24 protein-coding genes and 1 riboswitch are annotated in these 25,705 nt (G+C 44.6%); of the genes, 22 read left to right on the top strand and 2 right to left on the bottom strand.

From position 1 onward, the window contains the following. From MKY28_RS11990 to MKY28_RS11950, 9 genes are all read left to right on the top strand, one after another. Nucleotides 1-2,088 carry a serine hydrolase domain-containing protein gene (locus MKY28_RS11990; RefSeq protein ID WP_036608202.1) on the top strand — a complete coding sequence of 696 codons (2,088 nt, stop codon included), beginning with the start codon at nt 1-3 and terminating at the stop codon, nt 2,086-2,088. 162 nt (nt 2,089-2,250) lie between these two features. Then, nucleotides 2,251-2,925, top strand: a complete 675-nt coding sequence (locus MKY28_RS11985) for a response regulator transcription factor (RefSeq protein WP_036608200.1) — start codon at nt 2,251-2,253, stop codon at nt 2,923-2,925. Continuing rightward, a complete protein-coding gene (locus tag MKY28_RS11980) occupies nt 2,922-4,283 on the top strand; it encodes a sensor histidine kinase (protein WP_036608198.1) in 1,362 nt (453 codons plus the stop codon). The genes MKY28_RS11985 and MKY28_RS11980 overlap by 4 nt, the downstream gene beginning before the upstream one ends. Before the next feature lie 194 nt (nt 4,284-4,477). Beyond that, entirely contained in the window at nt 4,478-6,604 is a 2,127-nt protein-coding gene (locus MKY28_RS11975) for a serine hydrolase domain-containing protein (protein ID WP_076249945.1), read from the top strand. A 57-nt stretch (nt 6,605-6,661) separates the two neighbouring features. Continuing rightward, the gene (locus MKY28_RS11970) at nt 6,662-7,603 is read left to right on the top strand and encodes an alpha/beta hydrolase (protein ID WP_076249411.1); all 942 of its coding nucleotides are present in this window, start codon (nt 6,662-6,664) and stop codon (nt 7,601-7,603) included. A 175-nt stretch (nt 7,604-7,778) separates the two neighbouring features. Next, a complete protein-coding gene (locus MKY28_RS11965) occupies nt 7,779-8,153 on the top strand; it encodes a hypothetical protein (protein WP_235200730.1) in 375 nt (124 codons plus the stop codon). Nucleotides 8,154-8,155: 2 nt separating this feature from the next. Continuing rightward, nucleotides 8,156-9,874: an ABC transporter ATP-binding protein gene (locus tag MKY28_RS11960; protein ID WP_076249410.1), complete on the top strand. Its 1,719-nt coding sequence runs from the start codon at nt 8,156-8,158 to the stop codon at nt 9,872-9,874. Between the two features lie 420 nt (nt 9,875-10,294). Continuing rightward, nucleotides 10,295-10,717 (top strand): MarR family winged helix-turn-helix transcriptional regulator, encoded by a 423-nt coding sequence (locus MKY28_RS11955; protein WP_036670809.1) that lies wholly within the window; start codon nt 10,295-10,297, stop codon nt 10,715-10,717. Beyond that, on the top strand, nt 10,714-11,793 hold the full coding sequence (locus tag MKY28_RS11950; RefSeq protein ID WP_340020300.1) for a threonine aldolase family protein: 1,080 nt from the start codon (nt 10,714-10,716) through the stop codon (nt 11,791-11,793). The genes MKY28_RS11955 and MKY28_RS11950 overlap by 4 nt, the downstream gene beginning before the upstream one ends. 177 nt (nt 11,794-11,970) lie before the next feature. Here the strand turns inward: MKY28_RS11950 and MKY28_RS11945 are convergent, their stop codons facing one another. Next, nucleotides 11,971-12,690 (bottom strand): AraC family transcriptional regulator, encoded by a 720-nt coding sequence (locus MKY28_RS11945; protein ID WP_405159272.1) that lies wholly within the window; start codon nt 12,688-12,690, stop codon nt 11,971-11,973. 455 nt (nt 12,691-13,145) lie between these two features. On the opposite strand from MKY28_RS11945, the gene MKY28_RS11940 reads away from it, so the two are divergent. From MKY28_RS11940 to MKY28_RS11885, 12 genes are all read left to right on the top strand, one after another. Continuing rightward, nucleotides 13,146-13,910 carry a methyltransferase domain-containing protein gene (locus tag MKY28_RS11940; protein ID WP_340936055.1) on the top strand — a complete coding sequence of 255 codons (765 nt, stop codon included), beginning with the start codon at nt 13,146-13,148 and terminating at the stop codon, nt 13,908-13,910. A gap of 11 nt (nt 13,911-13,921) precedes the next feature. Further along, on the top strand, nt 13,922-14,551 hold the full coding sequence (locus MKY28_RS11935) for a pentapeptide repeat-containing protein (RefSeq protein ID WP_076249406.1): 630 nt from the start codon (nt 13,922-13,924) through the stop codon (nt 14,549-14,551). Between the two features lie 70 nt (nt 14,552-14,621). Further along, nucleotides 14,622-14,722, top strand: a riboswitch (guanidine-I (ykkC/yxkD leader). A gap of 101 nt (nt 14,723-14,823) precedes the next feature. After that, on the top strand, nt 14,824-15,162 hold the full coding sequence (locus MKY28_RS11930; RefSeq protein ID WP_036608190.1) for a DMT family transporter: 339 nt from the start codon (nt 14,824-14,826) through the stop codon (nt 15,160-15,162). After that, entirely contained in the window at nt 15,162-15,476 is a 315-nt protein-coding gene (locus tag MKY28_RS11925; protein WP_036670814.1) for a DMT family transporter, read from the top strand. The genes MKY28_RS11930 and MKY28_RS11925 overlap by 1 nt, the downstream gene beginning before the upstream one ends. A gap of 117 nt (nt 15,477-15,593) precedes the next feature. After that, nucleotides 15,594-17,000, top strand: coding sequence for a DEAD/DEAH box helicase (locus tag MKY28_RS11920; protein ID WP_340936054.1), 1,407 nt, complete (start codon nt 15,594-15,596; stop codon nt 16,998-17,000). 142 nt (nt 17,001-17,142) lie between these two features. Beyond that, nucleotides 17,143-17,496 carry an MmcQ/YjbR family DNA-binding protein gene (locus MKY28_RS11915; protein WP_076327677.1) on the top strand — a complete coding sequence of 118 codons (354 nt, stop codon included), beginning with the start codon at nt 17,143-17,145 and terminating at the stop codon, nt 17,494-17,496. Between the two features lie 105 nt (nt 17,497-17,601). After that, entirely contained in the window at nt 17,602-18,294 is a 693-nt protein-coding gene (locus MKY28_RS11910; RefSeq protein ID WP_053061545.1) for a hypothetical protein, read from the top strand. 167 nt (nt 18,295-18,461) lie between these two features. Beyond that, the gene (locus MKY28_RS11905) at nt 18,462-19,346 is read left to right on the top strand and encodes an alpha/beta hydrolase (RefSeq protein ID WP_340936053.1); all 885 of its coding nucleotides are present in this window, start codon (nt 18,462-18,464) and stop codon (nt 19,344-19,346) included. Nucleotides 19,347-19,576: 230 nt separating this feature from the next. Next, complete coding sequence (locus tag MKY28_RS11900) at nt 19,577-20,734, top strand: type III polyketide synthase (RefSeq protein ID WP_340936052.1); 1,158 nt, start codon at nt 19,577-19,579, stop codon at nt 20,732-20,734. Continuing rightward, the gene (locus MKY28_RS11895) at nt 20,721-21,440 is read left to right on the top strand and encodes an SAM-dependent methyltransferase (protein WP_340936051.1); all 720 of its coding nucleotides are present in this window, start codon (nt 20,721-20,723) and stop codon (nt 21,438-21,440) included. The genes MKY28_RS11900 and MKY28_RS11895 overlap by 14 nt, the downstream gene beginning before the upstream one ends. A 6-nt stretch (nt 21,441-21,446) precedes the next feature. Further along, on the top strand, nt 21,447-22,595 hold the full coding sequence (locus tag MKY28_RS11890; RefSeq protein ID WP_340936050.1) for an NAD(P)/FAD-dependent oxidoreductase: 1,149 nt from the start codon (nt 21,447-21,449) through the stop codon (nt 22,593-22,595). 179 nt (nt 22,596-22,774) lie between these two features. Next, nucleotides 22,775-23,965: an aminotransferase-like domain-containing protein gene (locus MKY28_RS11885; protein ID WP_062834297.1), complete on the top strand. Its 1,191-nt coding sequence runs from the start codon at nt 22,775-22,777 to the stop codon at nt 23,963-23,965. A gap of 68 nt (nt 23,966-24,033) precedes the next feature. On the opposite strand, the gene MKY28_RS11880 is transcribed toward MKY28_RS11885, so the two are convergent. After that, the gene (locus MKY28_RS11880) at nt 24,034-24,459 is read right to left on the bottom strand and encodes a MaoC family dehydratase (protein WP_338708763.1); all 426 of its coding nucleotides are present in this window, start codon (nt 24,457-24,459) and stop codon (nt 24,034-24,036) included. A gap of 164 nt (nt 24,460-24,623) precedes the next feature. Between MKY28_RS11880 and MKY28_RS11875 the strand changes: the two genes are divergently transcribed. Beyond that, nucleotides 24,624-25,619, top strand: coding sequence for a LacI family DNA-binding transcriptional regulator (locus MKY28_RS11875; protein WP_340936049.1), 996 nt, complete (start codon nt 24,624-24,626; stop codon nt 25,617-25,619). Nucleotides 25,620-25,705 lie beyond the last annotated feature (86 nt).

The raw sequence follows: 25,705 nt of genomic DNA, 5'->3' as shown, positions 1-25,705 counted from the left end.
ATGGGACGACAAAAGGGAAAACGCACTTCAATCGCCGTGTTAACGCTGGCATTAACCATGTTAGCTCCAATGTCTGCAATGGCTGCGCCTACTACAAGTAGCAGTGATCATACGTATGAACCAACCAAGAAAACGGTGATGGAGAAAGCCAAGTTACTCACTGAGAAACATGGAATCACAAGCCTGCAATATGCCCTTATCGATGGTGGCGAGATTGTGGTGTCCGGTCAGACGGGCAAAAACGATAAAAACAACAAGGTGCCTCTTACGCCGGATACGATCTATGGCATAGGATCAACGAGTAAAATGTTCCTCACAGCTTCTGTTATGAAGTTAGTTGACGAAGGCAAGGTGGATTTGGATCTGCCTGTTGTGAACTATATACCTGATTTTCAGATGAAAGATCATCGCTACAAACAAATCACACCACGCATGCTGTTGAATCATTCTTCCGGTCTGCTGGGAGGCACGGGCAGTAATGCCACATTGTACGGGGATAATGATACGTACTCACATGATACGTTTCTGGACCAATTGGCAAGTCAAAACCTGAAGGCAGATCCCGGCGAGTTCTCGGTGTATAGTAACGATGGGTTTACGTTATCCGAGATTATGGTTGAACGTGTTAGCGGCATGAGTTTTACAGCTTTTATACACCAATATTTTACGGAACCTTTGGACATGAAACATACCAAAACACCACAGGATGTGGTTGACACGGCAGCAATGGCGGGAATCTATTCTCCTATGTATGAGGGTCAGCTTCCACAAGAGAATTATAATGTTATCGCTACTGGAGGCATTTATTCCACCGCTGAAGATCTTGCGAAGTTTTCACAAATCTTCACGGGAGAGGTCCAAGGCATTCTTACCGATAAGTCTGTAGAAGCCATGGCGCAAGAAGAATACAAAAAAGGCATGTGGCCAGAGGGTGGCGATACGTCTATATCTTACGGATTAGGGTGGGATAGTGTAAATCTGTACCCATTCAGTGAATATGGTATCAAGGCAGTAACAAAAGGTGGAGATACCATATCGTATCACTCATCATTAGTCGTACTGCCGGAATATAATCTGGCTGCAGCCGTTACCTCATCAGGTGGGACAAGTGCCAAAGATCAGTTCATTGCGAGTGAATTATTACTCAGCGCACTTGAGGAAAAGGGCATTATTACAGAACGGAAGCCGGAAAAATCGTTTGGTGTTCCAGTGAAGGCAGATATACCTAAAGAAATAGCCACGAATGCAGGTATATATGGCGGCAATAATTCAGTTAAGAAGATCGTAATGAATACTGCTGGACAAATGACTGTATCCACACCCGCAGCTCCAAGTGATCCGGTTCAAAAATACACCTATACAGCAGATGGTACTTTTGTTAACGATGAAGGCACGGAAAAGTTGAAATTTGTTAAGGAGAAGAATGGAAGGACTTATCTGTGGTATCGATCTTATATATCCTTACCAGGACTTGGACAATTGGCTTTCTCCGAATATAAAATGGAGAAGCTGGAAGCCAATGAATTATCCCAGGATATTACGGCCTCATGGGAGCAGCGTGAAGGTAAAAAATATTACCTGCTGAATGAGAAATATACATCAACGGTTTATCTCAATTCGGCACCAATTCTCCCTATTCATTTGGACAAAGAGACCCCTGGGTATGTATCCAATACTAAGATTGTTGGAGCAAACGAAGCAGTCACGGAGCTGCAAATCCCTGGCCTGGCTGGACGTGATACAAAGGAGATTTATTTTGCTAAAAAGAACGGAGTAGAGTACATTACAGCCGTTGGTAGCATATACGCCAGTGAGGAAATGGTACAACCGCTCTATTCGGGTAAACAATCTCTAGCAACGATTCAAGCAGACGGATATGCCAGATGGTTTTCGTTACCATCAACGGTGAAAGGAAAAGTCATGACGGTTAAAATGCCTGCAAATGGCGCCTTTGCCGTATATGATCAGAAGGGTATTTGTATTAATCACACCGTAGTCAGCGGTGAGAACGAGGTTGTTTTACCAGAAAACGGCCGCATTGTATTTGCAGGTGACGTGGATTCCACATTTGAAATTTCATTAAAATAGATGTTGTACCGTAGTTAGTTTTATGAAAGAAACTAAGAAAGCAGCCGATCAAAGTAATCGGCTGCTTTTGTTCAATTTAACTATAATTAGTTTGTCACTTCAGTTAGAATTCTTCGCTCTTGCTCAACTGAAGAATTATTCTTTTTTAGGAGAGTGGAAACGGTGCCTACGATATTAGTTGCTGACGACGATGCGAACATTCGCAAACTCGTCTGTTTATTTTTGCGCAACGACGGATTTACAACCATCAACGCCGTAGACGGAAAGGAAGCCCTGGCTATCTATACCTCCACGCCAGTCGATTTGGTTATTCTTGATATTATGATGCCAGTCATGGACGGTTGGGCATTATGCGAGGAACTTCGAAGAGCCAATCCGGATCTTCCGTTACTAATGTTGACGGCAAGAAACGAGACCTGGGAGAAAGTACAAGCATTTCAGCTTGGGACAGATGACTATATGACGAAGCCATTCGATCCGCTTGAGTTGATGGCTCGCGTCAAGGCACTGTTGAAACGATACCGTATAGGATTAACGCAGACCATCCAATTAGGAAACGTTATTCTGAACCGGCAGACTTATAAGGTCCTGAGGGGTACAGAGTCGTTCACCTTGCCGCTTAAAGAGTTCGAATTATTGTATAAACTTGCTGGATTACCGGGACAAGTCTATACGCGGGAGCAATTAATCGATCAAGTTTGGGGAATTAATTATACTGGCGATGATCGAACGATAGACGTGCATATTAAACGTCTACGCGAACGTTTCGCAGCTATCTCCGATTTTCGTATCGAAACGGTGCGGGGACTTGGCTACCGGCTAGAGGTGCAGGAGTGACCGGCTCCCTCTATACACGTGTAGTCCTGACCTTTCTGGTCTCCGTGATTGGGGGCACAATCCTTTCTTTTCTTGCTACAACCTGGATATTTCAAGATAAATTAAACGAAAACTTACAAGGCTCCTTGCTTGACTTTGGCCAGGATATCGTCCGCATCTACGAGACATTGCCGTTACATGAAGCAGAAATGTTTATAAGTGAAATGAAACAACTCAATTCCTATCACATTCGAATCTATAAAGCAACGGATCAATTCCAATCCTACGGAGAACTTAAAGAACAACATCCTTTCCCGGTGACGACGGAACAAGTGAAGAAAGTGCTGGATGGGGAAAGGGTCCAATTCAATGGGATCGATACGTTCTTCTTGGGATTGCCGATAAAAACTGAAATGGGAAGCAAAGCAATGTTTGTAGAGCCCCTCACTTCCTCTTCCACCTCATTTCTCATCAAGTTTGTTTTAACTTTTATGATTTGTTCGTTAATAGCAGGAAGCCTATTGATACTAATTGCGGCTATGTTTCTGGTGAGACCGATCAAAAAGCTGACAGAAGCGACCCGGCTTATAGCTGCCGGAGATTTCAATGTCAAGCTTAATATTAAACAAAAGGGTGAGATAGGTACTCTGGCTCGTAGTTTCGAAGAAATGATGCACGATCTAAAGCAGCTTGAGCATATGCGTAGGGAATTCGTAGCAAACGTGTCCCATGAAGTTCAGTCTCCGCTCACTTCCATTTCCGGTTTTGCTATAGCGCTCAAGCAGGTAGACCTCCCGGATGACGAAAGAAGCGATTATCTCGATATTATCATCACTGAAACTGCAAGAATGTCCAAAATAAGTGATAGTCTGCTAAAGCTGAGTTTGCTTGAATCTCAATCATTGCAAATGCGGCTCGCCACGCTCAGTCTGGATGAACAGATCAGACAAGTAATCGTCGCTATTCAACCCCAATGGTCGGCCCGTAACATTCAGTTTGATCTTGATTTGCAGCCCACCAAAATCACGGCTGATCATGACCAGTTAAATCAGGTGTGGATCAATATCTTCGGCAATGCCATCAAATTTTCCGAAGATGGTGCCCGAATTAACGTCACGATCAAACAGAATATCAAGAACGTGACGATCCGCATATCGGATTCGGGTATTGGTATTCTCCCGGAAGACCAAAAGCGTATATTTGACCGCTTCTTTAAAGCTGATCGTTCCCACAGTCAGAAATATGAAGGAAGCGGTATGGGACTAGCTATTGTAAAGCAGATCGTCTCGCTTCATCAAGGGGACATCCGGGTGGAGAGCGAATATGGACGAGGAACGACCTTCATAGTCATCTTGCCAATCACAACACCCACAGAGTGATTGGATTTCATGCCTTCTCAAAGCTATGACGCCCTGTATAAACCTCCTTGCGTATGATGATGCAAACTTTTTTTGCCTGTTCATCCTCCGTTCATGCTGCAGTCATTAGGGGGACATCTTGGTTTGTTATATTGTCTTTAGCGCCCACGTTAAGGTGGCTTAACACAATGATGAAGACAGGAGTAGATGCAAGAATGAAACCAAGAGAGGTAACAAAACTGAAGATAAGTGTGAGGGCAGCAAAAAAGAGAAATACTATAGCTGCTGTGACTCTCATGCTGACGATACTTGCCCCAATGTCTGCAATGGCCGCACCGGCTCCCATGAACAACAGCAACCTTACGTATGAGACAACAAAGAAAGCCGTGATCGAACAAGCCAAATTGCTGACCGAGACATATGGTACGACGAGTCTGCAATATGCGCTCATCGATGGTGGAGAGATTGTGGTGTCCGGTCAAACGGGCAAGAACGATATAAACGACAAGGTACCTCTTACTTCGAACACCGTCTATGGCATTGGTTCAACCAGTAAAATGATGCTTACAGCCGCTGTAATGAAGCTGGTTGACGAAGGCAAGATTGATTTGGATGCACCTGTTGTGAACTATATGCCTGACTTTACAATGAAAGATAACCGATACAAACAGATCACACCCCGTATGTTGCTGAATCATTCCTCTGGTCTTCTGGGCACCTCAACCAGCAATGCCACATTGTACGGAGATAATGACACGTATTCACATGATACGTTTCTGGAGCAATTGGCGAATCAAAACCTGAAAGCAGATCCCGGCGAATACTCAGTCTACAGCAACGATGGCTTTACGTTAGCCGAGATTCTGGTCGAAAGAGTGAGCGGCATCGGTTATACCGCATTTATACACAAGTATTTCACGGAGCCTTTGGATATGAAACATACCAAATCACCACAGGATGTGGTTAATCCGTCAGACATGGCGGCAATCTATTCCCCTTTTTATGAGGGACCACTACCAAAAGAGAATTATAATATCATCGGTACTGGAGGTCTGTATTCCACCGCTGAAGATCTGGTCAAATTTTCAAGAATCTTCACGGGAGAAGTTGATGGTATTCTTTCCAGTAAGTCTGTCAAAGCTATGGCGCAAGAAGAGTATAAAAGAGGCATGTGGCCAGAGGATAGCGATACGCTGATGTCTTACGGGTTGGGGTGGGATAGTGTGAGCTTGTTCCCATTCAACGAATACGGCATTAAGGCCGTTATGAAAGGTGGAGATACTTTATCTTATCAGTCCTCATTAGTGGTACTCCCGGAATATAACATGGCTGCAGCCGTTATCTCTTCAGGCGGGTCAAGCTTAACCAATAATTTCATTGCGAATGAATTATTACTCAGTGCACTTGAGGAAAAGGACATCATTACAGAGCGGAAGCCAGAAAAATCATTTGGCGTAACTGTGAAGGCAAATATGCCTAAAGGAATATCCAAGTATGCAGGTATATATGGCGGCAATAATTCGGTTATGAAGATCAAAATAAATACGGCTGGACAAATGACTGTATCTTCACTTACAGCTCCGAGTAATCCGGCTCAAGAATACACCTATACAGCAGATGGTACTTTTGTTAATAACGAAGGTACAGACAAGTTGAAATTCGTTGTGGAGAAAAATGGGAAAACCTACTTGTGGTCACGATCTTATATATCCGTTCCAGGACTCGGACAGCTGGCTTTCTCAGAATATAATGGGGAGAAGCTTGAAGCCAATAAATTATCCAAGGAGATTAACGCTGCATGGGCAAAGCGCGATGGTAAAAAATATTATCTGGTGAATGAGAAATACACATCAATGCTCTATCTTAATGCTACATCGATCCTGCCTATTCAGTTGAATAAAGAGAATCCGGGATATATGTCCAATAATAAGATTATTGGAGCCAACGAAGCAGCCAATCAATTGCAGATTCCGGGTACTGCCGGACGTGATACGATGGACATTCATTTCTCCAAAAAGAACGGAGGAGAGTATCTTACATTTTCAGGTTATGTATACGCTAGTGAGGAAATGGTGAAACCAATCTATTCGGGTAAACAATCCGCAACAACCATTCAAGCAGATGGATATGCCAAATGGTTTTCGGTACCAGCTACTGCGAAAGGAAAAGTCATGACAGTGAAGTTGCCTGCAAAGGGAGCCTTTGCTGTCTATGACCAGACCGGAATTTGTATTAATCACAGCGTGGTCAGCGGTAAGAATAATGTTGTTTTACCAGAAAACGGCCGTATTGTATTTGCAGGTGAGGTTGGTTCCAAATTCGAAATTTCATTAAAAAAATAAAATGAATGGATTTCCAAACGGCTGAACACCAAACGAACTCAACAGGAGAGAACCATCATGATGAAAAAAATATTAATCATTTTGCTCAAAATATTCGGAGCCATCGTTATCGCTTTTGCATTATTTCTTGCCACTGTTTTTATTGTTAATGTATTTAGCAACAAATCGGAAGAAGGGAAAATAAAACCCTATGGTCAGTTTGTAGCAGTTGACGGGAAAAACATGAATGTGTTGATTCAAGGAGAAGGCAAAGAAACGGTGGTATTGCTTCCTGGATACGGAACACCTGCCCCAGCCCTTGATTTCAAACCGCTTATCGATGAGCTATCTCCATTTTACAAAGTTGTTGTCATTGAACCTTTTGGTTATGGATTAAGTGACATTACTGAAAAAGAGCGTACCACTGAAAATATGGTTAGTGAAATTCATGAAGCGTTACAGCAACTTGGTATTCATAATTACACGCTTATGGCTCACTCGATTTCAGGGATATACGGCCTGGATTATGTGAATAAATATCCAAACGAAGTAAGTTCATTTGTCGGAATTGAGAGCAGTGTCCCAACGCAGGGAGGTAATGATGATCCATTTCCAACCGAAACGTACAAACTGCTTAAAAAATCAGGATTCTACCGATTGTTAATGAAACTGGCCCCTGATCAACTGATTGCACCCGATGTTGATGAAGAAACCAGAGAACAAATTAGAATACTTTCACTCAAAAATACGTTTAATCCGAACAACCTGAATGAAGGTGAAAACTTTGGTCCTAATTTCAAAGAAGCTGAGAACCTGTCCTTCCCCAAAGATCTTCCTGTGATTTTCTTCTTACAAGCGAATGATACCGAAACGGAAGGATGGATACCATTACATGAAGAGCAAGTCAAAGCTTCTGTACATGGAAAAGTGATGACATTTGAGGGAGAACATTATTTGCATCACACCCGATCCAAAGAAATGGTTCAAGAATATAGAAAGTTTATAAGTGAGATAAAATAGTGTCGCCAACAAAAGAAGTCGCGAAATCGCGGCTTTTTTCTGTTAGGGAGATGGTGAATATACATACTTCGTTATCTATTGGAAAATTTAGGTTGACACTTCTTTTTGTCACGTATACAATCGTATACATGAATATGTTGTATACATATGTATACACGTAATGGGGGTGGCACAAATGAGAGATCGTCCTATCGAAGAGATGGATGGAAGTGTACGTCAAGGTGAGCGTCCGAGACGCGATATGAGTGACAATGAGCAACGTGGTGAACGTTCCAGACGTGGAAGAGGTCATGGTGAACATGAGGGAAAACGGGGCCGTGGTGCGCAGACATTCCGTCGCGGCCGAATTCTTGTATTTCTGGAACAAATGCAGAATCGGAGAACAACGCTTGTCCGACAACTTGGACAGGAGGAGTATGAACATATTCGCCCGGTGATCAGTGGGGAGTTAAAAGCTATTGATCAGGTCATCGACGAGTATATCCATCTGTTCGAGCTGCAAAATGAAGATGTAAACCCCAATAAGGATCTAGAGAGTGAGAGTGAATAAGTATGATTCGTCGTTTTTTCTCGTATTATCGTCCCTATAAAAAACTGTTTTTGATTGATTTTGGATGCGCTGTACTCGCAGGTCTTCTGGAGTTGGCTTTCCCCCTTGCCGTCAGCAAATTCATTAATGAATTGTTGCCAGGTCAGGATTGGCCTCTCATTATGCTTGCCTGTGTTGTGCTGTTATCCATCTATGCACTTAATACCGTATTGAACTATGTAGTTACATACTGGGGACATATGCTGGGCATTAACATTGAGACCAACATGCGTGAGAAGATGTTCGCTCACTTGCAGAAGCTGTCCTTCCGGTTCTTTGATAATCGTAAAACAGGCCACTTAATTGGTCATCTTACGAATGATCTGAATGATATCGGCGAGGTTGCTCACCATGGACCTGAAGATGTATTCATCGCAGTGATGACATTAATCGGATCGTTCTGGCTGATGGCTAACATTAATCTTGAGCTAGCGCTGCTTACCTTTATCATTATCCCAATTATGGCTTGGGTCATTATCGTATTTGGTGGTCGCATGACAAAGACGTATCGGCGACTTTTCGGAGACGTCGGCAATTTCAATGCGCGTATTGAAGACAACGTCGGGGGTATGCGTGTTGTGCAATCGTTCGCCAACGAAGAACATGAGAAAGAACTTTTTGCAGTGGACAATCAGAATTTCCGTAACACCAAACTGCTTGCCTACAAAACGATGGCGAAAAGTATCTCGGTCAGTTATATGATGATGCGACTGGTTACGGTGTTTGTCATGATCAGCGGGGCTTGGTTTTATATCGATGGCAGAATCAATATGGGTGACTTTATGGCCTTCCTGCTCCTGTCCAATATCTTCTTCCGCCCGATTGAGAAAATCAATGCCGTCATAGAAAGTTATCCAAAGGGCATTGCTGGTTTCAAGCGTTATCTGGAGATCATTGATACAGAACCTGAGATTGCGGATAGCAAAAACGCCGTTGAATTCGAAAGTGTGAAAGGTGATATTCGCTTCGAGAACGTCTCGTTCGGATATGAATCCAGTCGGCGAATTCTAAGTGATATCAGTCTGTCTGTTCGACCAGGCGAAACGGTTGCTTTTGTTGGACCTTCGGGTGCAGGTAAAACGACAATCTGTAGCCTGTTGCCCCGATTCTATGAGGTAGAAGAGGGACGTATCACTGTAGATGGTGTGGACATTCGCGACGTTAAGCTTCAATCCTTGCGCAAACATATCGGAATCGTTCAGCAGGATGTATTTTTGTTCTCGGGTACCATTAAGGAGAATATTGCTTATGGTGATCTGAGTGCAACGGATGAACAAATCTGGGATGCCGCCCGTCGTGCCTCATTGGAGGAATTGATTCTTACGTTGCCGGATGGTATGGATACTGTCATTGGCGAGCGTGGAGTCAAGCTGTCCGGAGGACAGAAGCAACGGTTATCTATTGCTCGTATGTTCTTGAAAAATCCACCCATTCTTATTCTGGATGAGGCAACCTCAGCGCTGGATACGGAAACGGAAGCACTGATCCAGCAATCACTCGCTGAATTGTCGGTGGGCAGAACTACACTTGTGATTGCACACAGACTGACAACTATCAAGAATGCAGATCGAATCATCGTAGTAAACACAGATGGTATCGCTGAGCAGGGCAACCATGAGGAATTGGTCGCCGCTGGAGGGATATACAGCCGTCTTCATCAGGTGCAATATAGTCACTCTTAATCCATATAAATTGAACTGTTTACACTCGTCACTTCGATGACAGAACAACCTTCCGATCGCTGTTATCCCCAGATTTTTTGATTCCTTCTAGAAAGGGAGAAATCCGGGGATAAAGGCGAACGCTCCGCTTCTTCAGGTTCTTTCTGTCCTCTCCGTTTTGTGTAAATGTTTAGTTCAATTTATATAGAAACTTAAGTAGCTGACTAAGTATCTGGATCAAGTATCTAAAACAAGTAAACCTTGCCGCGCATATGCGTGGCTTTTTTCTGTTTGGATGTTAATAATGAGGTTATCAAATGCTAAGCAAAATATAATGTTGACAACGTCCACTAACGTGATTATTATAATGTTGACAATGTCCACTAAAAAGGAGGGTTTGACATCAACTCTCAGTACATAAATCCAGATATACTGGCTGACATGCGACGTTTTAACCGTTTTTATACCAACATACTTGGTGTACTCGATAAGCATATTCTTGGAACAGGGTATTCGTTTGCAGAAGTACGAGTCATTATTGAGATTGGAATTCGGGGTGAGAGCATTGCGAACAATCTGGTAGATACACTGACCATTGATCGCAGTTACATGAGCCGAATTGTGAACAAGCTGTCCAAGGAAGGACTGCTGGTGAAAGTGGATTCTGCGGCCGACAGCCGGGTCAGTCTGATTCGTCTGACAGCCAAGGGTGAGGAACTGTATGCCCAATTGAATGACCGATCCGATCAACAGATCCTGAAGCTGATGCAAGAATTGAATGAAGAAGAGATTCAAGAGGTATACACCTCCATGATGAACATACAAGAGAAGTTGAACAAGAAGGCAGGAGAGACAACACGATGATACGATTTGAATGTGATTATAACGAAGGTGCGCATGAACGCATTTTACAAAGACTGATGGAAACCAATATGGAACAGACGAGCGGGTATGGCACGGATGGACACTGCGAACGGGCGAGAATGCTTATTCGTCAGGCTTGTGACAATGAGCAAGCTGATGTTCATTTCCTGGTTGGTGGTACACAGACAAATACAACGGTGATTGCCTCTATTTTGCGTCCATATCAAGGTGTGATTGCTGCGTCCTCGGGACACATTGCGGTTCATGAAACCGGAGCTATTGAAGCTACGGGACATAAGGTACTCACAGTTCCAAGCGAGGACGGAAAGATCACGCCTGAGCAGGTTAGAGCAGTCTACGATGCGCACATGAATGAGTCGTCGCCGGAACACTGTGTTCAACCAGGAATGGTCTACATATCCCAACCAACGGAGAATGGAACGATGTACAGCAAGGCAGAACTGCAAGCATTGCATACAGTGAGCAGAGCATGTGGTCTTCCTTTTTTCGTGGATGGAGCACGCCTTGGATATGCACTCGCTTCACGCGCTTGCGATATGACACTTGCTGATCTTGCTCGCTTGTGTGATGTGTTTTACATCGGGGGAACCAAGATTGGCGCATTGATGGGAGAGGCGGTTGTTATCCTGAATGATGCACTGAAACCTGATTTTCGTTATATGATCAAACAAAAAGGTGGCCTGCTTGCCAAAGGCAGATTGCTAGGTATCCAATTCGAAACGTTGTTCGAAGACGGTCTGTACCTCGATATTTCTCGCCATGCCATAGATATGGCCTTGAGAATTCATGACTCACTCGAACAGCAGGGGGTACGCTTCCTGTACGATTCACCAACCAACCAGCAGTTTCCGATTCTGCCTGATCGTTTGCTTGAGAAATTACGCAACGGTTATACGTTCACCTTCTGGGAAAAGGTTGACGATACACACAGTGCGGTGCGCTTCTGTACCAGCTGGGCAACGCAGCAGGAGAATGTGGATGCACTGACTCGTGACATCACTCAATTATTGCACGAAGAGATCCACGTGCCAGAACGGGTCGAAGCATTGGTCTAATCTTGTTCATTAATTAAGGAGAACAGCTCCGATTTCCTTTCATAAATACGAGTATTTTGAAAATTCCAAAAGATATTACGCAGAATTTTGATACTGAAAAAAGGACAATCCGTTGTGGTTGTCCTTTTTTGGTTTGCCTTTTGTGTGATAGTTGTGAGATAGAGAGTACATACTCGGTTACTCACTCAAGGCCATGTCATATTTCTCTTTCAGCCGTCGGATATCGGCTCTTGGCGGCGCACCGAACATGCGTGCATATTCGCGGCTAAATTGAGAAGCACTCTCGTAACCAACCCGGAACGCTACATCTGCCGCGTCAGCAGATTCGGCCATCAGAAGTCGCCGGGCTTCCTGTAATCTTAATTGTTTCTGGAATTGTAATGGGCTCATAGCTGTGATCTCTTTGAAGTGACGATGGAATGAAGAGACGCTCATGCTCGCGGTCTCAGCCAGATCTTCAATGCGAAAAGGCTGTTCCCAATGATGAACGATGTACTCAATCGCTTCTCTGATCCGATAAGTGCTGCTACCTTCAACCGCAATCTGCGCCAGTTCTCCTCCGTAAGGCCCTTGAAGGAGACGGAACAGGATTTCTTTAACGTACAACGGAGCCAGAAACGGAATCTCTCCTGGCGTATCCAGCAATCGAACAAGTCGGAGTACAGCATCCTGAATGGACGATTCCATCTGACCTACAAACATGGCTCGTCTGGCGTTTTCGTTGAATGTTACCTTGATATTACATTCGTTAAGTACTTCGAGAATTTGGTTCGGTGTGAATTCGAGCTTAAGACTTAAGTAGGGTGCATCTGCGGATGCCTTGATAATCTGCCCGATGACCGGGAGATTCATGGAAGCAATCAGGTAATTGGAAGAGGGCCTGAGAGGATCAGGCAATCAATTAAGACGATTGATATACCGCTTGCAGCCCATGACTCGGCATACTAAGAGTATGTTAACAGAGCCAAGCGATTAAAGTTTATTTGAAAAGTTGGGTGAGTAAGGTGATGAAGTGGTTATCAAACCATGTGAGGCAAATTTTGATTGACAGGCTCGAATCACAGATCAAGTTCGAAGAAAATTCCGTACATCGAGAGATATACTTCACATGCTGGTTAGAGCTAGTTACCGAAGAGGTCGAGACAACATCAGTTTACAGAACAAATTCAAGGAGAGTGTGAAATATGGAATATGTGGGCTAACAGGAAATCTCAGTCGATCCGAATTCTTAATGTTAAAGTCGCCATTCGGCGGCTTTTTTTATAGTGATCTGATAAGTGAATTGACAGTTCCTTTATATTAAAGTTATTATAGATACATTAGATCCTTAATTGAGAAGGAGATTATAATCTATGAATAACGGACATTCATCCGGTCAAGTGAACGAATCATCGAGTGGTCATTCCGCTCCTTTTGTTACGTTACAGGGCACACATATCTTATCATTGCTCCAGCCATCCCAAGGTGAACGTATTCTTGATGTGGGTTGTGGTAATGGGGATCTGACAGCGAAAATCGCAGCCGCAGGTGCGCTGACAAAAGGTATAGATTTTTCAGAAGAGACGATTAGGCAAGCTAAACAGAAATACCCTGATATGAATATTCAAGTAGCAAATGCTTGTCATTATCGGACAGAAGAACCGTTTGATGCGGTCTTCTCTCATGCCGTTCTGCATTGGATAAAGGATGCTCCAGCTGTAGTACAATCAATACAGTTAGCGCTCAAGAGGGGCGGGCGATTCGTGGCTGAGTTTGCTGCAAATGGTAACACGGCTATATTAATTACAGCGGTACAGGAAGAACTGGATGCCCGTGGATACAAATGGGAAGGACGGAATCCGTGGTATCACCCGACCATTGGCGAATATGCTAATCTTCTGGAGCAACACGGATTTCGAGTTAGTCTGGCTCAGCATGTGGATCAATTTACCCCGTTCAAGCCAGGTGCCAGAAAGTGGTTGACCAGCTTCGCGGAGTATTTATTCAGTGGTATCACAGCTGCGGAACAGGATGTTATTATGGAAGCAGTTGAGAAAAAAGTACAGCCACAACTGATGCGGGATGGACAGTGGTATCTGGACAGAAGCCGACTGCGAGTTGTAGCTATTAAGGAATAGGGGAATACAGGATGAAAATGGACAAACCCAAGATTCAGGAGCAGTTGCTCGAACCGGAAACGATTGCATTCCTGGAATCCAAAGTGGAGTACAAACACAAACTGATCGAGAACATTACATTGGATCAACAGGAAGCGAGTAAGGTTTCCTTTGAAAATGTTGTATTTAGACATGTGACCATCTCGGAGTCTACCTTGGAACAATTTGAATTCACCGATGTCAGGTTCGAACACTGCGACTTCTCCAATGTCAATCTCTCTGGTGCCTTCATGCACCGGATCGAATGGCATAACTGCAAGTTTGTCGGAACGGATTTTTCCAATAGCCGATTGCAAAATGTCAGTTTCCTTCATGGTCTAGGCGACTACAGCAATTTCCGTTTTGCCCATCTGAAACAGGTCTCCTTCTCGGAATGTACATTGATTGGTGCGGACTTTGCCTATCTGGCACTGCAAAAAATGGAGTTCAGTCAATGTAACATCGACCAAGCTTCCTTAACGGGGACCAAAATGAAGGATTTGGATCTTAGCGATTGCGAATTTGACTCCTTGGTGCTGACCATGGAAGATCTCAACGGTTGTGTGATTTCACCACATCAAGCCGCCACATTTGTAGGATTAATGGGTTTGATTATCAAATAAATGGCGTGATCACACTTACGGGGTTGCCAAGATAGTGGAGGTGTGTATAATTGGAGACACATTAGAATAAAAACAGGTTTTCTAGGGTTCCGCGATGGATATGTCGGTCTGGTCCGAGAGAAAACCCGCAACCTGTTGGTTGTGCCACGGAGGGATAAAAGCCTGGGAGATGAACTGCTACATGCAGTTTGTTTCCCGGGCTTTTTTTGTTTTTTCGCTAATGTACCTTACGGGTTGTACAAAAAATGTAGTAGAGAAGGAGTGTTACAAGAATGAATAAAACGTGGATGTCGGTTGTAATTGCTGCGTTGTTTGAAGTGGGTTGGGTCATTGGATTGAAACATGCCAGTGGTCTGCTGGAATGGGGGTTTACGTTGGTTGCAATTATCATTAGTTTCTCCTTGATGATTGCAGCTTCGCGGACACTGCCTGTGGGAACCGTGTATGCAGTATTTGTTGGCCTGGGTACCGCTGGTACGGTACTTGCAGAGATTGTTCTGTTTAATGCGACTGTTCAAACCGGAAAAATGGTACTCATTGGTGTACTTTTACTCGGCGTGATTGGTCTTAAAATGCTTAGCAAAGAGAAGAATAAGGAGGTGCAGCTATAATGAACTGGGTATTTCTTATCTTGGCAGGTATATTTGAGATGATCGGAGTGCTGATGATAAACAAGTTGCACAAAGACCGTAATCTCATTTCATTGGTTCTATTGGTAGGCGGGTTTGGTTTAAGCTTCCTGTTCCTGTCCATTGCAATGGAAACTCTTCCGATGGGCACAGCATATGCCGTATGGACGGGAATCGGGGCCTCCGGTGGTGCCATTCTGGGCATGGTGTTTTATGGAGAACCTCGAAATGCCCTTCGAATTCTGTTTATTGCTATGGTGCTCGGATCGGCAGTTGGTCTTAAATTGGTCAGTTAAACAAAGTGATTTTAAAAAGATAATGTACAAATTGCGTTTTTAATGGTATCCTTATACGTTACGTGTGAAATAAAAGATGCGTCTTATTGATAGATGTGCGTAAATGAAGGAGACAACATGACATTTAAGGACTTAAATATTATCCCCTCTATTATGGAAGGGTTAAGCAAAGCAAACTATACTAATCCTACCCCTATACAGGAACAGGCCATACCAGCTGTATTAGCTGGCAGAGATCTGCTGGGATGTGCACAGACAGGAACAGGCAAGACGGCAGCATTTTCAGTGCCGATCATTCAATTATTGAGCGAAAGATCCAAAGGGCAAGGATCGAAGTCCGCACGACATATTCGCTCATTAATTTTGACACCAACACGAGAACTGGCGATTCAGATCGCGGATAACATCAAGGTATATAGCCGGTATACGGACATTCGTTGTACGGCAATCGTTGGCGGCGTTTCGCAAAAAGTGCAAGAGCGTGCGTTGAATCAAGGTGCAAATATTATTATCGCGACACCTGGCAGATTGAACGATCTGATTAACCAGAAACGTATTGATCTGAAGATGGTTGAGATTCTCGTTTTGGATGAAGCAGACCGGATGTTGGACATGGGCTTCATTCATGACGTGAAAAGAATCATTGCCAAAATGCCGAACAAAAAGCAGACGCTGTTCTTCTCAGCTACGATGCCTCCTGAAATCACCAAAATGGTTAAAACCCTGCTGGTTGATCCAGTCAAAGTAGAAATCACACCGGTATCTTCAACGGTAGACCGCATTGAGCAGTCTATTTATTTGCTGGAGAACGGCAAGAAGCAACATATGTTGAACCAAATTTTGGAGGATAAATCCATCGTCACGGCATTGGTGTTCACACGCACGAAGCGCGGCGCTGACCGGGTTACACGTGATTTGGCCAAAGCGAATGTTACGGCACAGGCTATTCATGGCAACAAGTCTCAGAACGAGAGACAACGGGCACTGAACAACTTCAAGAGTGGTGCAACACGTGTATTAGTTGCGACGGATATCGCGGCAAGAGGAATTGACGTAGAGGAACTTTCACATGTCATTAACTTTAACCTGCCTAACATTCCGGAAACGTATGTTCACCGTATTGGACGTACAGGGCGAGCTGGCAAAAGCGGGATGGCCATATCGTTCTGCGAGAAGGATGAACTTCCATTCCTGAAGGATATCGAGAAAGTAATCAAAAAGACGATTCCTGAAGTAAAAGGTCATCCGTATCCAATGACAGGTGTACCTGTGTTTGATAAAACCAGCAAAGCATCAGGCAGTAAACCTTCGTTCAACAAATCGGCTGCAGGCAAACCGGCGAAGTCCAAAGCTAACCCGGCACGCAAGCCCAAATCCGAATGGTTTGCCAAGAGTGGTAAATCAAACAGTAGTCGTTCAAACGACGGTAGACCCAATAGCAGTAGATCAAACAGCAGTAGCAGTAAATCTAACCATGGCTCATTCAGCCGTAGCAGCAAAACTAGGAATGATAGAGCCAATTAAGATCTAAATAAATCCAGATAAAACCTTCTCCATTCATTTGGAGGAGGTTTTATTATGTGCTTTTATGTGCAACGAGCTTATTTACATACGAACTTACATTCGGTATCATTATATCGTCCACTGGTGAAAGGGAGGTACTGACTTGAAGGATACGATGATTGAATACAGTTTGAAGAAGAAAGGTGCGACCAAGGATTATCCATTTGGACCTGATCCAGTCGCGATTAAAGTTGCGGGTAAGATGTTCGCGCTTATTTTTGAAAACAAAGAAAAGAACTGTCGTTTAAACTTAAAATGTGATCCCATTATTGCAGAGAACCTGAGAGAGCAGCATGAAGCAGTTCAACCGGGATATCATATGAACAAAAAACACTGGAATACCATTACACTGGATGGTTCATTGTCCGATGAAGATGTCTATGTCATGATCGATCACTCGTATGATATGGTTGTCAAATCCCTTCCAAAAAGCGTTCGGGAATCTTTGGCCGAATGAGGAGAACATATACCACTTTCTCTACATCTCATTCATCATGTTATTGACATTTAAGAGGTAGGTGAAAAGGCTAATGGTCTGCTTCTCTAACAGAATGAATATCCTATGAAAATGAAGACATATTTGAAGTCCATTTGGTTCCATTACCTTGGAAATAAACAAGATCGAACAGCCTTGTTTAATGTGGCTTCCCTTGTTATCAATGCTGTAACAGGGATAGGCAAGTTAATCCTGGGCATATATCTGCTTTCGGGATGGTTCATTACAAATGCTGTATATTATCTGATTCTGTGTGTGGCAAAAGGCCAAGTGCTCCATAAATATACAGTTACCAAGAGGATGGACTCTCCCGAAGAAAGATATAGATTGGAGCTTACGGTATATAAGCGCGGAGGTCTGTTCCTGTGTTTACTAGGCGTGTCCTATTCGATGGTCTGCCTGCGAATGTATCTAATCGGCGATGCCTTCATATATGAGGGTAACATCGTGTATATCGTAGCAACAGTCGCTTTTACCAAGATGGTTTTTGCCGTGTATGGTACCTGGGCTAACCGTCATCTCCATAACCCGATCATATCTACATTGAAAATGATTAACTTCACCGATGCGATGGTATCCATCGTGGTGACCCAAGCGACATTACTTACCATGCAAGGCTCACCTCTTGCATTAAAAACCAGTAGCTTGTTTGGCATGGGGTGCAGCGTTTTATTTTGTTTGATGGGGGTCTGGATGATGTTCCACAAAAAAAAGGAAACAGGCACGGATCCAAACCGATCTCCTGGCACTGAATGTTAACATTGAAGCATTAAGAGCAGCAGGAGAAGGTAATTTTGGTTGACGTTTCAGCATGTTGATCAATACATATCAAATGAATTGCACATGACGGAATAGACGAGTGTCATCTATACTTAAAGTGACAACGGAAGAAGGCGTATTGGCAATCAACTTAAGGAGTGATATCTATGGATCAACAACAACAATTGGCAATGGTACAACGTATGCGTCAAAATGTCGTCGGTACAGGTGCAGCTCTTCAACCCAGTTCCACGTATGCGGTCACAGTAAAAGAAGTCATGATTCCTACGACGAAAGGTGATACACGTGTACTTGTGTATACACCGGATAGGGACCATTCCGCTCCTCTGCCGGTCTTCTTTAATATGCATGGGGGTGGTTTCATCTTGGGACAAGCAGAGATGGATGACCCATGGTGTCGCTTGATTGCTGATCTATCTGATTGTGTGGTCGTTAATATCGATTACAGTCTTGCACCAGAGCACAAGTTCCCAACGGCGGTCCATGAATGTTACGACGTTGTACAGTGGGTCCACGCCAATCCGCAATCCTTATCGGTTAACCCGTCTCTATTCGCTATTGGGGGGCATAGTGCTGGTGGTAATCTTGCTGCAGCAGTGTGTTTACTGAATCAGCAACGTGGTAGCGAGCTGCCTATTGTACTTCAGGTTATCGATTATGCCGTGTTGGATGTGGCTACAGATCCGGCCGAGAAACCGAGTTTTGAAGAAGCCATTCCAGCCGATATCGCCAGAACGTTCAATGCCATGTACCTTGATACGCCAGAAGATGCGCAAGACCCGTTGGCTTCACCTGTGCTCGCAACATCAGTAGAGGGTCTTCCAGAAGCATTGATTATTACCGCGGAGAAAGATTCACTGGCCCAAGAAGCAAGAACATATGCAGCAAGCCTGGAAGCAAGCGGTGTGAAGGTGACACTTAAGGAGTACGAGGGAGCCGCTCATGGATTTACGCATTTTGGCGATCTCCAGATGGCTGAGGATGCCTGGTACCTGATGAGTGACAAGATCAGAGAAGCATTCTCCAAATAACGAGTATCAGAATGACACATAGAAGGAATATAGTTACCTTGAAGTCGCCTAATGGCGGCTTTTTTTCGTTCATTGGTGTAATTCCTTCAATGGCATGGTGAAACCAAGCTTCTGAGCTTGCGGATGTGTTAATAAACTAGATTATGAGCCTTATTGAGATTATAACGATATCGTTAAGGGTAAGAGTTGTTAAATTAGAGGAAATAATGACCAATACCAGGAGGTTTATTATGAACCAATATAACAGTCCATCCGATATCGCGATTCTTGGCATGGGAACGGCTCTACCTGCTCACCCCGTAGCACAGTCAGATATTGCAGAACTAATCGCTTCTTCTCTTCAGGATCGGCCAGATTTGGCCCGTTTTGCCAGACGAATATTCAAGTCCTGTGGTGTTGAAACACGATATACTGTGGAACCGAGCTATCTGGGTTCACTGGAAGAATGCCGTTATCTGCCCTCTAGTGAGCGATCAGACATCCCGACAACCGAAGAACGAATGAATACATACAAGCGAGAGGCGCTTCCACTCGGGGTTGAGGCGGCAGAGAAAGCCCTGGAGGATTCAGGCGTATCTCCAAAGAGCATCACACATATCATCACGGTCAGCTGCACCGGTCAATATCTGCCGGGTCTTGATGTTATGCTCATCCGTCATTTGGGTTTGTCTGCCCGAGTTAATCGACTGCCGCTGATCTTTCAGGGGTGTGCCGCAGGGTTGAAAGCCATTCAGATGGCACGAGATGTCGTGCAGGGAGCTCCCGGATCACAGGTCCTTGTTGTCTGTGTAGAGTTGTGCACCATTCATTTTCAGCCTGTACAAGATCGGGAAGCGCTGTTTGCAGCTTCATTCTTCGGAGACGCTGCTTCTTCTTGTGTGGTGGGCACACCAGAACCTCAGCACAAGAATTATTTGAGTCTGGGAACGGGTTATTCTGTGCTTCTTCCGGATTCGACTGAAGATATGACCTGGGAGGTGGGGAATCTAGGGTATGACCTGTATCTATCCCCACGTATTCCGAAGCTGTTAGGTGTTCATCTGGAAGAGGAACTGCGTCTCTTATTGCAAAGTGAACAGCTTCCTGAACTATGGGCCATTCATCCGGGAGGACGTGGGATTGTGGACTCTGTGCAGAATGTAATGAAGTTGCGAGACGAGCAAACGAAGTATAGCAGGGATGTCCTCAGAACGTATGGTAACTTATCTTCCAATACCATTCTGTTTGTACTGAATGCGATGCGTGAGGATATGAAGGCACAGGTTCAATCCTCTACGGATGGTGTAGCCATGGCATTTGGACCGGGACTCACCGCAGAGTTGATGAGATTCACTTATGTCCCCTCATTATCTTCAGTGATGGAGGAGCACGATCATGTCCTTTTTTAGAACATTGTCCATTCGAGCCAAGGAAGATGAATTGATGGATGACTTCTCTCTGGGAGGGGAGGAGCTGCGTGAAGCGCTTAGACATCTGAGACGTCTTAACAAAATATTTGCAGCACCTGGCCCAACTCTGGCTGGTGTAGAGAAGTTGTGGAACTCTGTCGGTAAGCCGGATAAGCTGACTCTGCTGGATGTGGGCGCAGGTTCAGGGGATGTGAACCAAAAACTACTGCAATGGGCAGATCGTCAGGATGTTCAGCTGGAAATTACGCTGGTTGATCTGACGGAAGAAGCGTGTGAGGAAGCGAGACAACTATTCCGTGACGAACCCCGAGTCCGAGTACAACGTGCCGATCTTACACAACTGCCGGATGCTTCAGCCGATATCGTGACAGGTTCCCAGTTTGTACATCATTTTGACGGAGATCAACTAGTTGATATGGTTTCTCATATGCTGCGAGCATCCAGATACGGTGTCGTCATTAATGATATTCACCGCCACCCCGTATCCTATAAGGCGGTCTGGATTACTACACGGATGATCTCGCGCAATCGTTATATTCGTCATGATGGGCCTCTTTCCGTAGCCAAAGGCTTTACAGGAAGGGATTGGAAGGAACTTAAACAACGTCTCAATCATGATACGATGACCTATGAATGGAAGCCTTTATTCCGTTACTCTGTTGTTATTCCCACGAAAGGCAGGTGATCTTACGTGTCGAAATCGATAGATGTGATTGTCATCGGAGCCGGAATTGCCGGCAGTACATGTGCAATGCAACTGGCAGGGAAAGGACATCGGACCCTTTTGCTGGATCGCCAGGAGTTCCCGCGGCACAAAACCTGCGGTGAGTTTATGTCACCCGAAACCAAGGAGATGTTAGAAGTTCTGGACATTCACCTTCTGGACCAGTCGAAGAAACCCAGCACCATGGATCATGCCAAAATCGTTATGCCACAAGGCGGAGTGATTGAAGCACCGCTGCCGGGATTCGCATATGGCATAAGTCGATATGAGCTGGACCAGATTTTGCATCAGAAGGCGCTGGAGGCCGGAGCCCAGATTGTGACCAAAGCGACCATAACGAGCATCGAGCAGCTTGAGGATGCCAGTTATGAGGTTCAGGTGAAACAGGGAGATGAGCGGATCAGTTACAGAGCCAAAGCCGTTATCGGGGCACATGGGACCAAAAATCCGCGCGGGATGGCTTCCGCACCTGATCTGCGGGACCAAACCGTATACGTTGGCGTTAAGTCCCACTTCAGCGGGATAGAGATTCCCGCACGCGTAGAGTTATATTTTTGCGAGGGTGGTTACGTGGGCATTTCTCCGATTGAGGATGGTATTGTGAATGTCGCCGCATTATTGACACTGGATACCGTCCAGGGAAGTGGCAAGTCTGTAAATGATATTTTACAGGCGGCATCCCTGACAAACGTTAGTTTGGCGGCCCGTTTAGCCGAGGGAAAACCTGTAGATGGAACGCAAGTGTCGATTGCGCCGCTGCATCTGTCCAACGTTCCTGAGCCGTGGTCCCAATATCCGCATATTGGGGATGCCATGCTGATGATACCACCCTTATGTGGAGACGGAATGTCCATTGCTCTTCGCTCCTCACTCCTGTGTGCAAGGTGGACTGACAAGTACCTGCAAGGTGACATTGAACATGCCGATTGGCAGAGTAATTACACGCTGGAAGCAAGCCGTGAATTCACCCAATTGCTCAGACGCGCAAGAAGAATTCAAAAGCTGGCTTTTGCCAAGACCAATAAATTCTATCCTGGTCTGGCTCGGATGATCCCTGGTCTAGCCGCTTATGTTGTGAAGGCCACACGGTTATCCGAGATGAACGCAGCGCGCTAATAGGCTGAAATTTTGCTCCATACTTATGCGAAAGAGGTTGCTGACGGCGGCCTCTTTTTTGGCGTACAAGCATTAATTTTGTGGAGACAGTTTGGAAATTCGGAAAATGCTCGTATAATAGAATCTAATGTAATGATAGAGAGTTAATTCAGATGAAATGTCGGGAGGCACTATTTAAGATGAACTATTCATTTTCCAATCGTATCGCAGCACTGCAACCATCCATTATTCGTGAGATTCTGAAGGCTTCTTCGGGACAAAATGTGATTCCATTCTCCGCGGGAAATCCTGCTCCGGAAACCTTCCCTATTGAGGCGATTCGCACATTCACTCAATCCATTCTGGAGCATGACCCGGTCACAGCTCTGCAATATGGGATTACGGAAGGATATGTTCCCCTCAGGGAAGCATTGACTCAACATTTGAAGACAGGTTTTGATACCGGTAAACCATCCGATCAATTGTTCATTGTATCTGGAGCGCAGCAGGGGATTGAACTGGCCTGTAAAGTGTTCTGTAACGAAGGGGACACGATCATCTGTGAGAGCCCGAGCTTTATTGGTTCCCTGAACTCCTTCCGGGCATCCGGTGCAAAGCTTGCCGGTGTTCCGATGGAGATGGACGGTATGGATATCGAGAAGCTGGAACAGGCGCTGCAAACGGAGCCCAATGTGAAACTGATCTACGTGATTCCGAGTTTTCAGAATCCGACTGGTGTAACGACGAGCCTGGAGAAACGTAAAGCCATATACGAGTTGGCTAAGAAGTATGGCGTGATGATTTTGGAAGATAACCCGTACGGAGAACTTCGATTCAATGGAGATGATGTACCAACGATCAAATCTATGGATGATGAAGGTCTGGTGATCTATGTTGGATCATTCTCCAAAATTCTGTCGGCGGGACTGCGCGTCGGTTTTGTACAAGCGCCACATGAAGTGGTGGAGAAGATGGTTGTCGCCAAACAGGGAGAAGACGTACATACGGCGATGCTTCCACAGATTCTGGCATACAAGTTCATGACAGAGTATGACTACGCGGGGCATATTAACAGTATTCGTGAGGTCTATCGGAGAAAAGCAACATTGATGATGGACAAACTGCAAGAGCATATGGGTGAGTCCATTACCTATACCCAACCGGATGGTGGACTGTTCCTCTGGTGTGATCTGCCAGCACATGTGCCCATGCTTGATTATGCCAAGACAGCGGCAGCTCAAGGTGTTGCGGTTGTACCGGGAAATGCATTCCTGGTGAACGAGCAAGACCCTTGTAATGCCATCAGACTTAATTTCTCAACCCCTTCAGACGAACAGATTGTCAAGGGTGTAGAGATTTTGGGGCAGGTATTGAAAGGGTATAACGCTTAAAAATGCTTCAATGTAATATATTTACGAAAAGCCGCCAATTGGCGGCTTTTTTGGGCTTTTTCTCGTCCTTAATTATCGATTAATGCACTTAATTCTGCCTGAAATACCTTCTGATTCTTCTGATTGAAAGTACTCAGCAGCACCGTGACAATCCCGTTTCCTTTTCGTCTGGGAGTCAGTCCAATGACTTCTGCAATGACATGAAGTTCATCATCCGGAAAGACCGGTTTCAGGAATTGAATGTTATTCATTCCGGTGCCCGCCACGACATGCTCTCCATAGACCCCAACCTCAATCCATAATTTAAAGGAGATATTCATCGTTTGCATGCCAGAAGCAATTAAACTGCCAAATCGGCCTTGCTTGGCCTTTTCCTCATCCAAATGCATGTACTGTGGATCATAGATTGTGGCAAACTCAATAATATCACGCTTGGATAATGCCAAGGTTGTGGTTTCGTAGCGCTGACCTATTACATATTCACTAAATCTCATGAAGGCACCTCGGTTTCTTTAATATGTTTTATCGTAGTTGATGTTTTGCTAAGAGACATGATTGGACTGACGTGTTAAAATGCTAGTGAACTATCCCGTGTGTATTGCTGTGTTACTGCCATGAAGGACTAAACAGATGAAACTGTCTTTGAGGAGTATATATGATGACAACGATTAAAGATGTAGCTAGGATGGCTGGTGTAGCCAGTTCGACCGTATCTTGCGTACTCAACGATAAAGGGAATGTAAGTGAGCCGACAAGAATCCGAGTGCTTGAGGCAGCGAGTCAACTCAATTACGTTAGGCATGGTCCTGCATCGGAATTAAAACGAAATAGTACACAAACCATTGGTATTATTGTCCATGACATGTCCAGCCCGTATTTCTCGGATTTGGTGAATGGAATAGAAACCGTCGTTATGAGTCATGGATACGATATGATCGTATGTAGTTCGTTGGGTGGAGAGAAGTCGACAGCCCATCGTTACATTCGTGAACGAAGAATTGACGGAGCTATTGTTATCGCTCAGAATATTCAAGATCAGTTGCTGATTGAAGCATCTGAAGCAGGGTTTCCGATTGTCGTCATGGATCGGGATCTGGATGCTCAACATATTGTAAAGGTTTTGATGAGTGATACGCAAGGCGGTTACTTGGCTACCCGTTATCTGATCGATAAAGGGCATCGGACAATAGCTTATATTAGTGGCCCGTCACAATCGGAATGTAATCTCCATCGTTATCAAGGTTATTTGAAAGCCTTGAAGGAGGCAGGCATCGAAGAGAACCCCGAATGGAAAATTGGCGGACAATACATGAAGCAAGATGGCTACAATGCAGCCAAGAAACTGCTTGAAGGAGAGCTGCCATCCGCTGTATTTTTTGCAAATGATGAAATGGCGATCGGCGGCTTGGAAGCCTTCAGGGAGCATGATATCTCAATACCTGAGCAGTTATCCGTAATTGGCTTTGACAATATACCTGCATCTCAATACATGAATCCACCTCTAACCACATTTCGTCAGCCGAAGAGGGATGCAGGCCAGCTTGCAGGTCATGTTCTCTTCCAACTGCTGAACGGAGAGATCGTAGAGACGTTATATACACTGGACATCCAATGCGTGGAACGTGATTCTGTTCGGCTCCTCAACCTGAGTTGAGGAGTTTTTTGCATTCAATAGAAATTTAAATACTTAAAAAGAAAGGAGAGTAGCCATTTATGCATAATATAAAGACGAGGAGTTTT

The organism is Paenibacillus sp. FSL R5-0473 (assembly GCF_038004565.1).
Lineage (GTDB): Bacteria > Bacillota > Bacilli > Paenibacillales > Paenibacillaceae > Paenibacillus > Paenibacillus amylolyticus.
The sequence above is the reverse complement of the archived record's forward strand: the minus strand, read 5'-3'. Positions and strand labels throughout refer to the sequence as shown.

Bases quoted from the DNA above. Each gene is read 5' to 3' on its own strand.
- MKY28_RS11970 (WP_076249411.1), top strand. From the start codon at position 6,662: ATGATGAAAAAAATATTAATCATTTTGCTCAAAATATTCGGAGCCATC.
- MKY28_RS11930 (WP_036608190.1), top strand. From the start codon at position 14,824: ATGAATAAAACGTGGATGTCGGTTGTAATTGCTGCGTTGTTTGAAGTG.
- MKY28_RS11990 (WP_036608202.1), top strand. From the start codon at position 1: ATGGGACGACAAAAGGGAAAACGCACTTCAATCGCCGTGTTAACGCTG.
- MKY28_RS11880 (WP_338708763.1), bottom strand. From the start codon at position 24,459: ATGAGATTTAGTGAATATGTAATAGGTCAGCGCTACGAAACCACAACC.
- MKY28_RS11960 (WP_076249410.1), top strand. From the start codon at position 8,156: ATGATTCGTCGTTTTTTCTCGTATTATCGTCCCTATAAAAAACTGTTT.
- MKY28_RS11950 (WP_340020300.1), top strand. From the start codon at position 10,714: ATGATACGATTTGAATGTGATTATAACGAAGGTGCGCATGAACGCATT.
- MKY28_RS11955 (WP_036670809.1), top strand. From the start codon at position 10,295: ATGCGACGTTTTAACCGTTTTTATACCAACATACTTGGTGTACTCGAT.
- MKY28_RS11905 (WP_340936053.1), top strand. From the start codon at position 18,462: ATGGATCAACAACAACAATTGGCAATGGTACAACGTATGCGTCAAAAT.
- MKY28_RS11900 (WP_340936052.1), top strand. From the start codon at position 19,577: ATGAACCAATATAACAGTCCATCCGATATCGCGATTCTTGGCATGGGA.
- MKY28_RS11935 (WP_076249406.1), top strand. From the start codon at position 13,922: ATGAAAATGGACAAACCCAAGATTCAGGAGCAGTTGCTCGAACCGGAA.
- MKY28_RS11875 (WP_340936049.1), top strand. From the start codon at position 24,624: ATGACAACGATTAAAGATGTAGCTAGGATGGCTGGTGTAGCCAGTTCG.
- MKY28_RS11920 (WP_340936054.1), top strand. From the start codon at position 15,594: ATGACATTTAAGGACTTAAATATTATCCCCTCTATTATGGAAGGGTTA.
- MKY28_RS11925 (WP_036670814.1), top strand. From the start codon at position 15,162: ATGAACTGGGTATTTCTTATCTTGGCAGGTATATTTGAGATGATCGGA.
- MKY28_RS11885 (WP_062834297.1), top strand. From the start codon at position 22,775: ATGAACTATTCATTTTCCAATCGTATCGCAGCACTGCAACCATCCATT.
- MKY28_RS11975 (WP_076249945.1), top strand. From the start codon at position 4,478: ATGAAACCAAGAGAGGTAACAAAACTGAAGATAAGTGTGAGGGCAGCA.
- MKY28_RS11910 (WP_053061545.1), top strand. From the start codon at position 17,602: ATGAAAATGAAGACATATTTGAAGTCCATTTGGTTCCATTACCTTGGA.
- MKY28_RS11965 (WP_235200730.1), top strand. From the start codon at position 7,779: ATGAGAGATCGTCCTATCGAAGAGATGGATGGAAGTGTACGTCAAGGT.
- MKY28_RS11940 (WP_340936055.1), top strand. From the start codon at position 13,146: ATGAATAACGGACATTCATCCGGTCAAGTGAACGAATCATCGAGTGGT.
- MKY28_RS11895 (WP_340936051.1), top strand. From the start codon at position 20,721: ATGTCCTTTTTTAGAACATTGTCCATTCGAGCCAAGGAAGATGAATTG.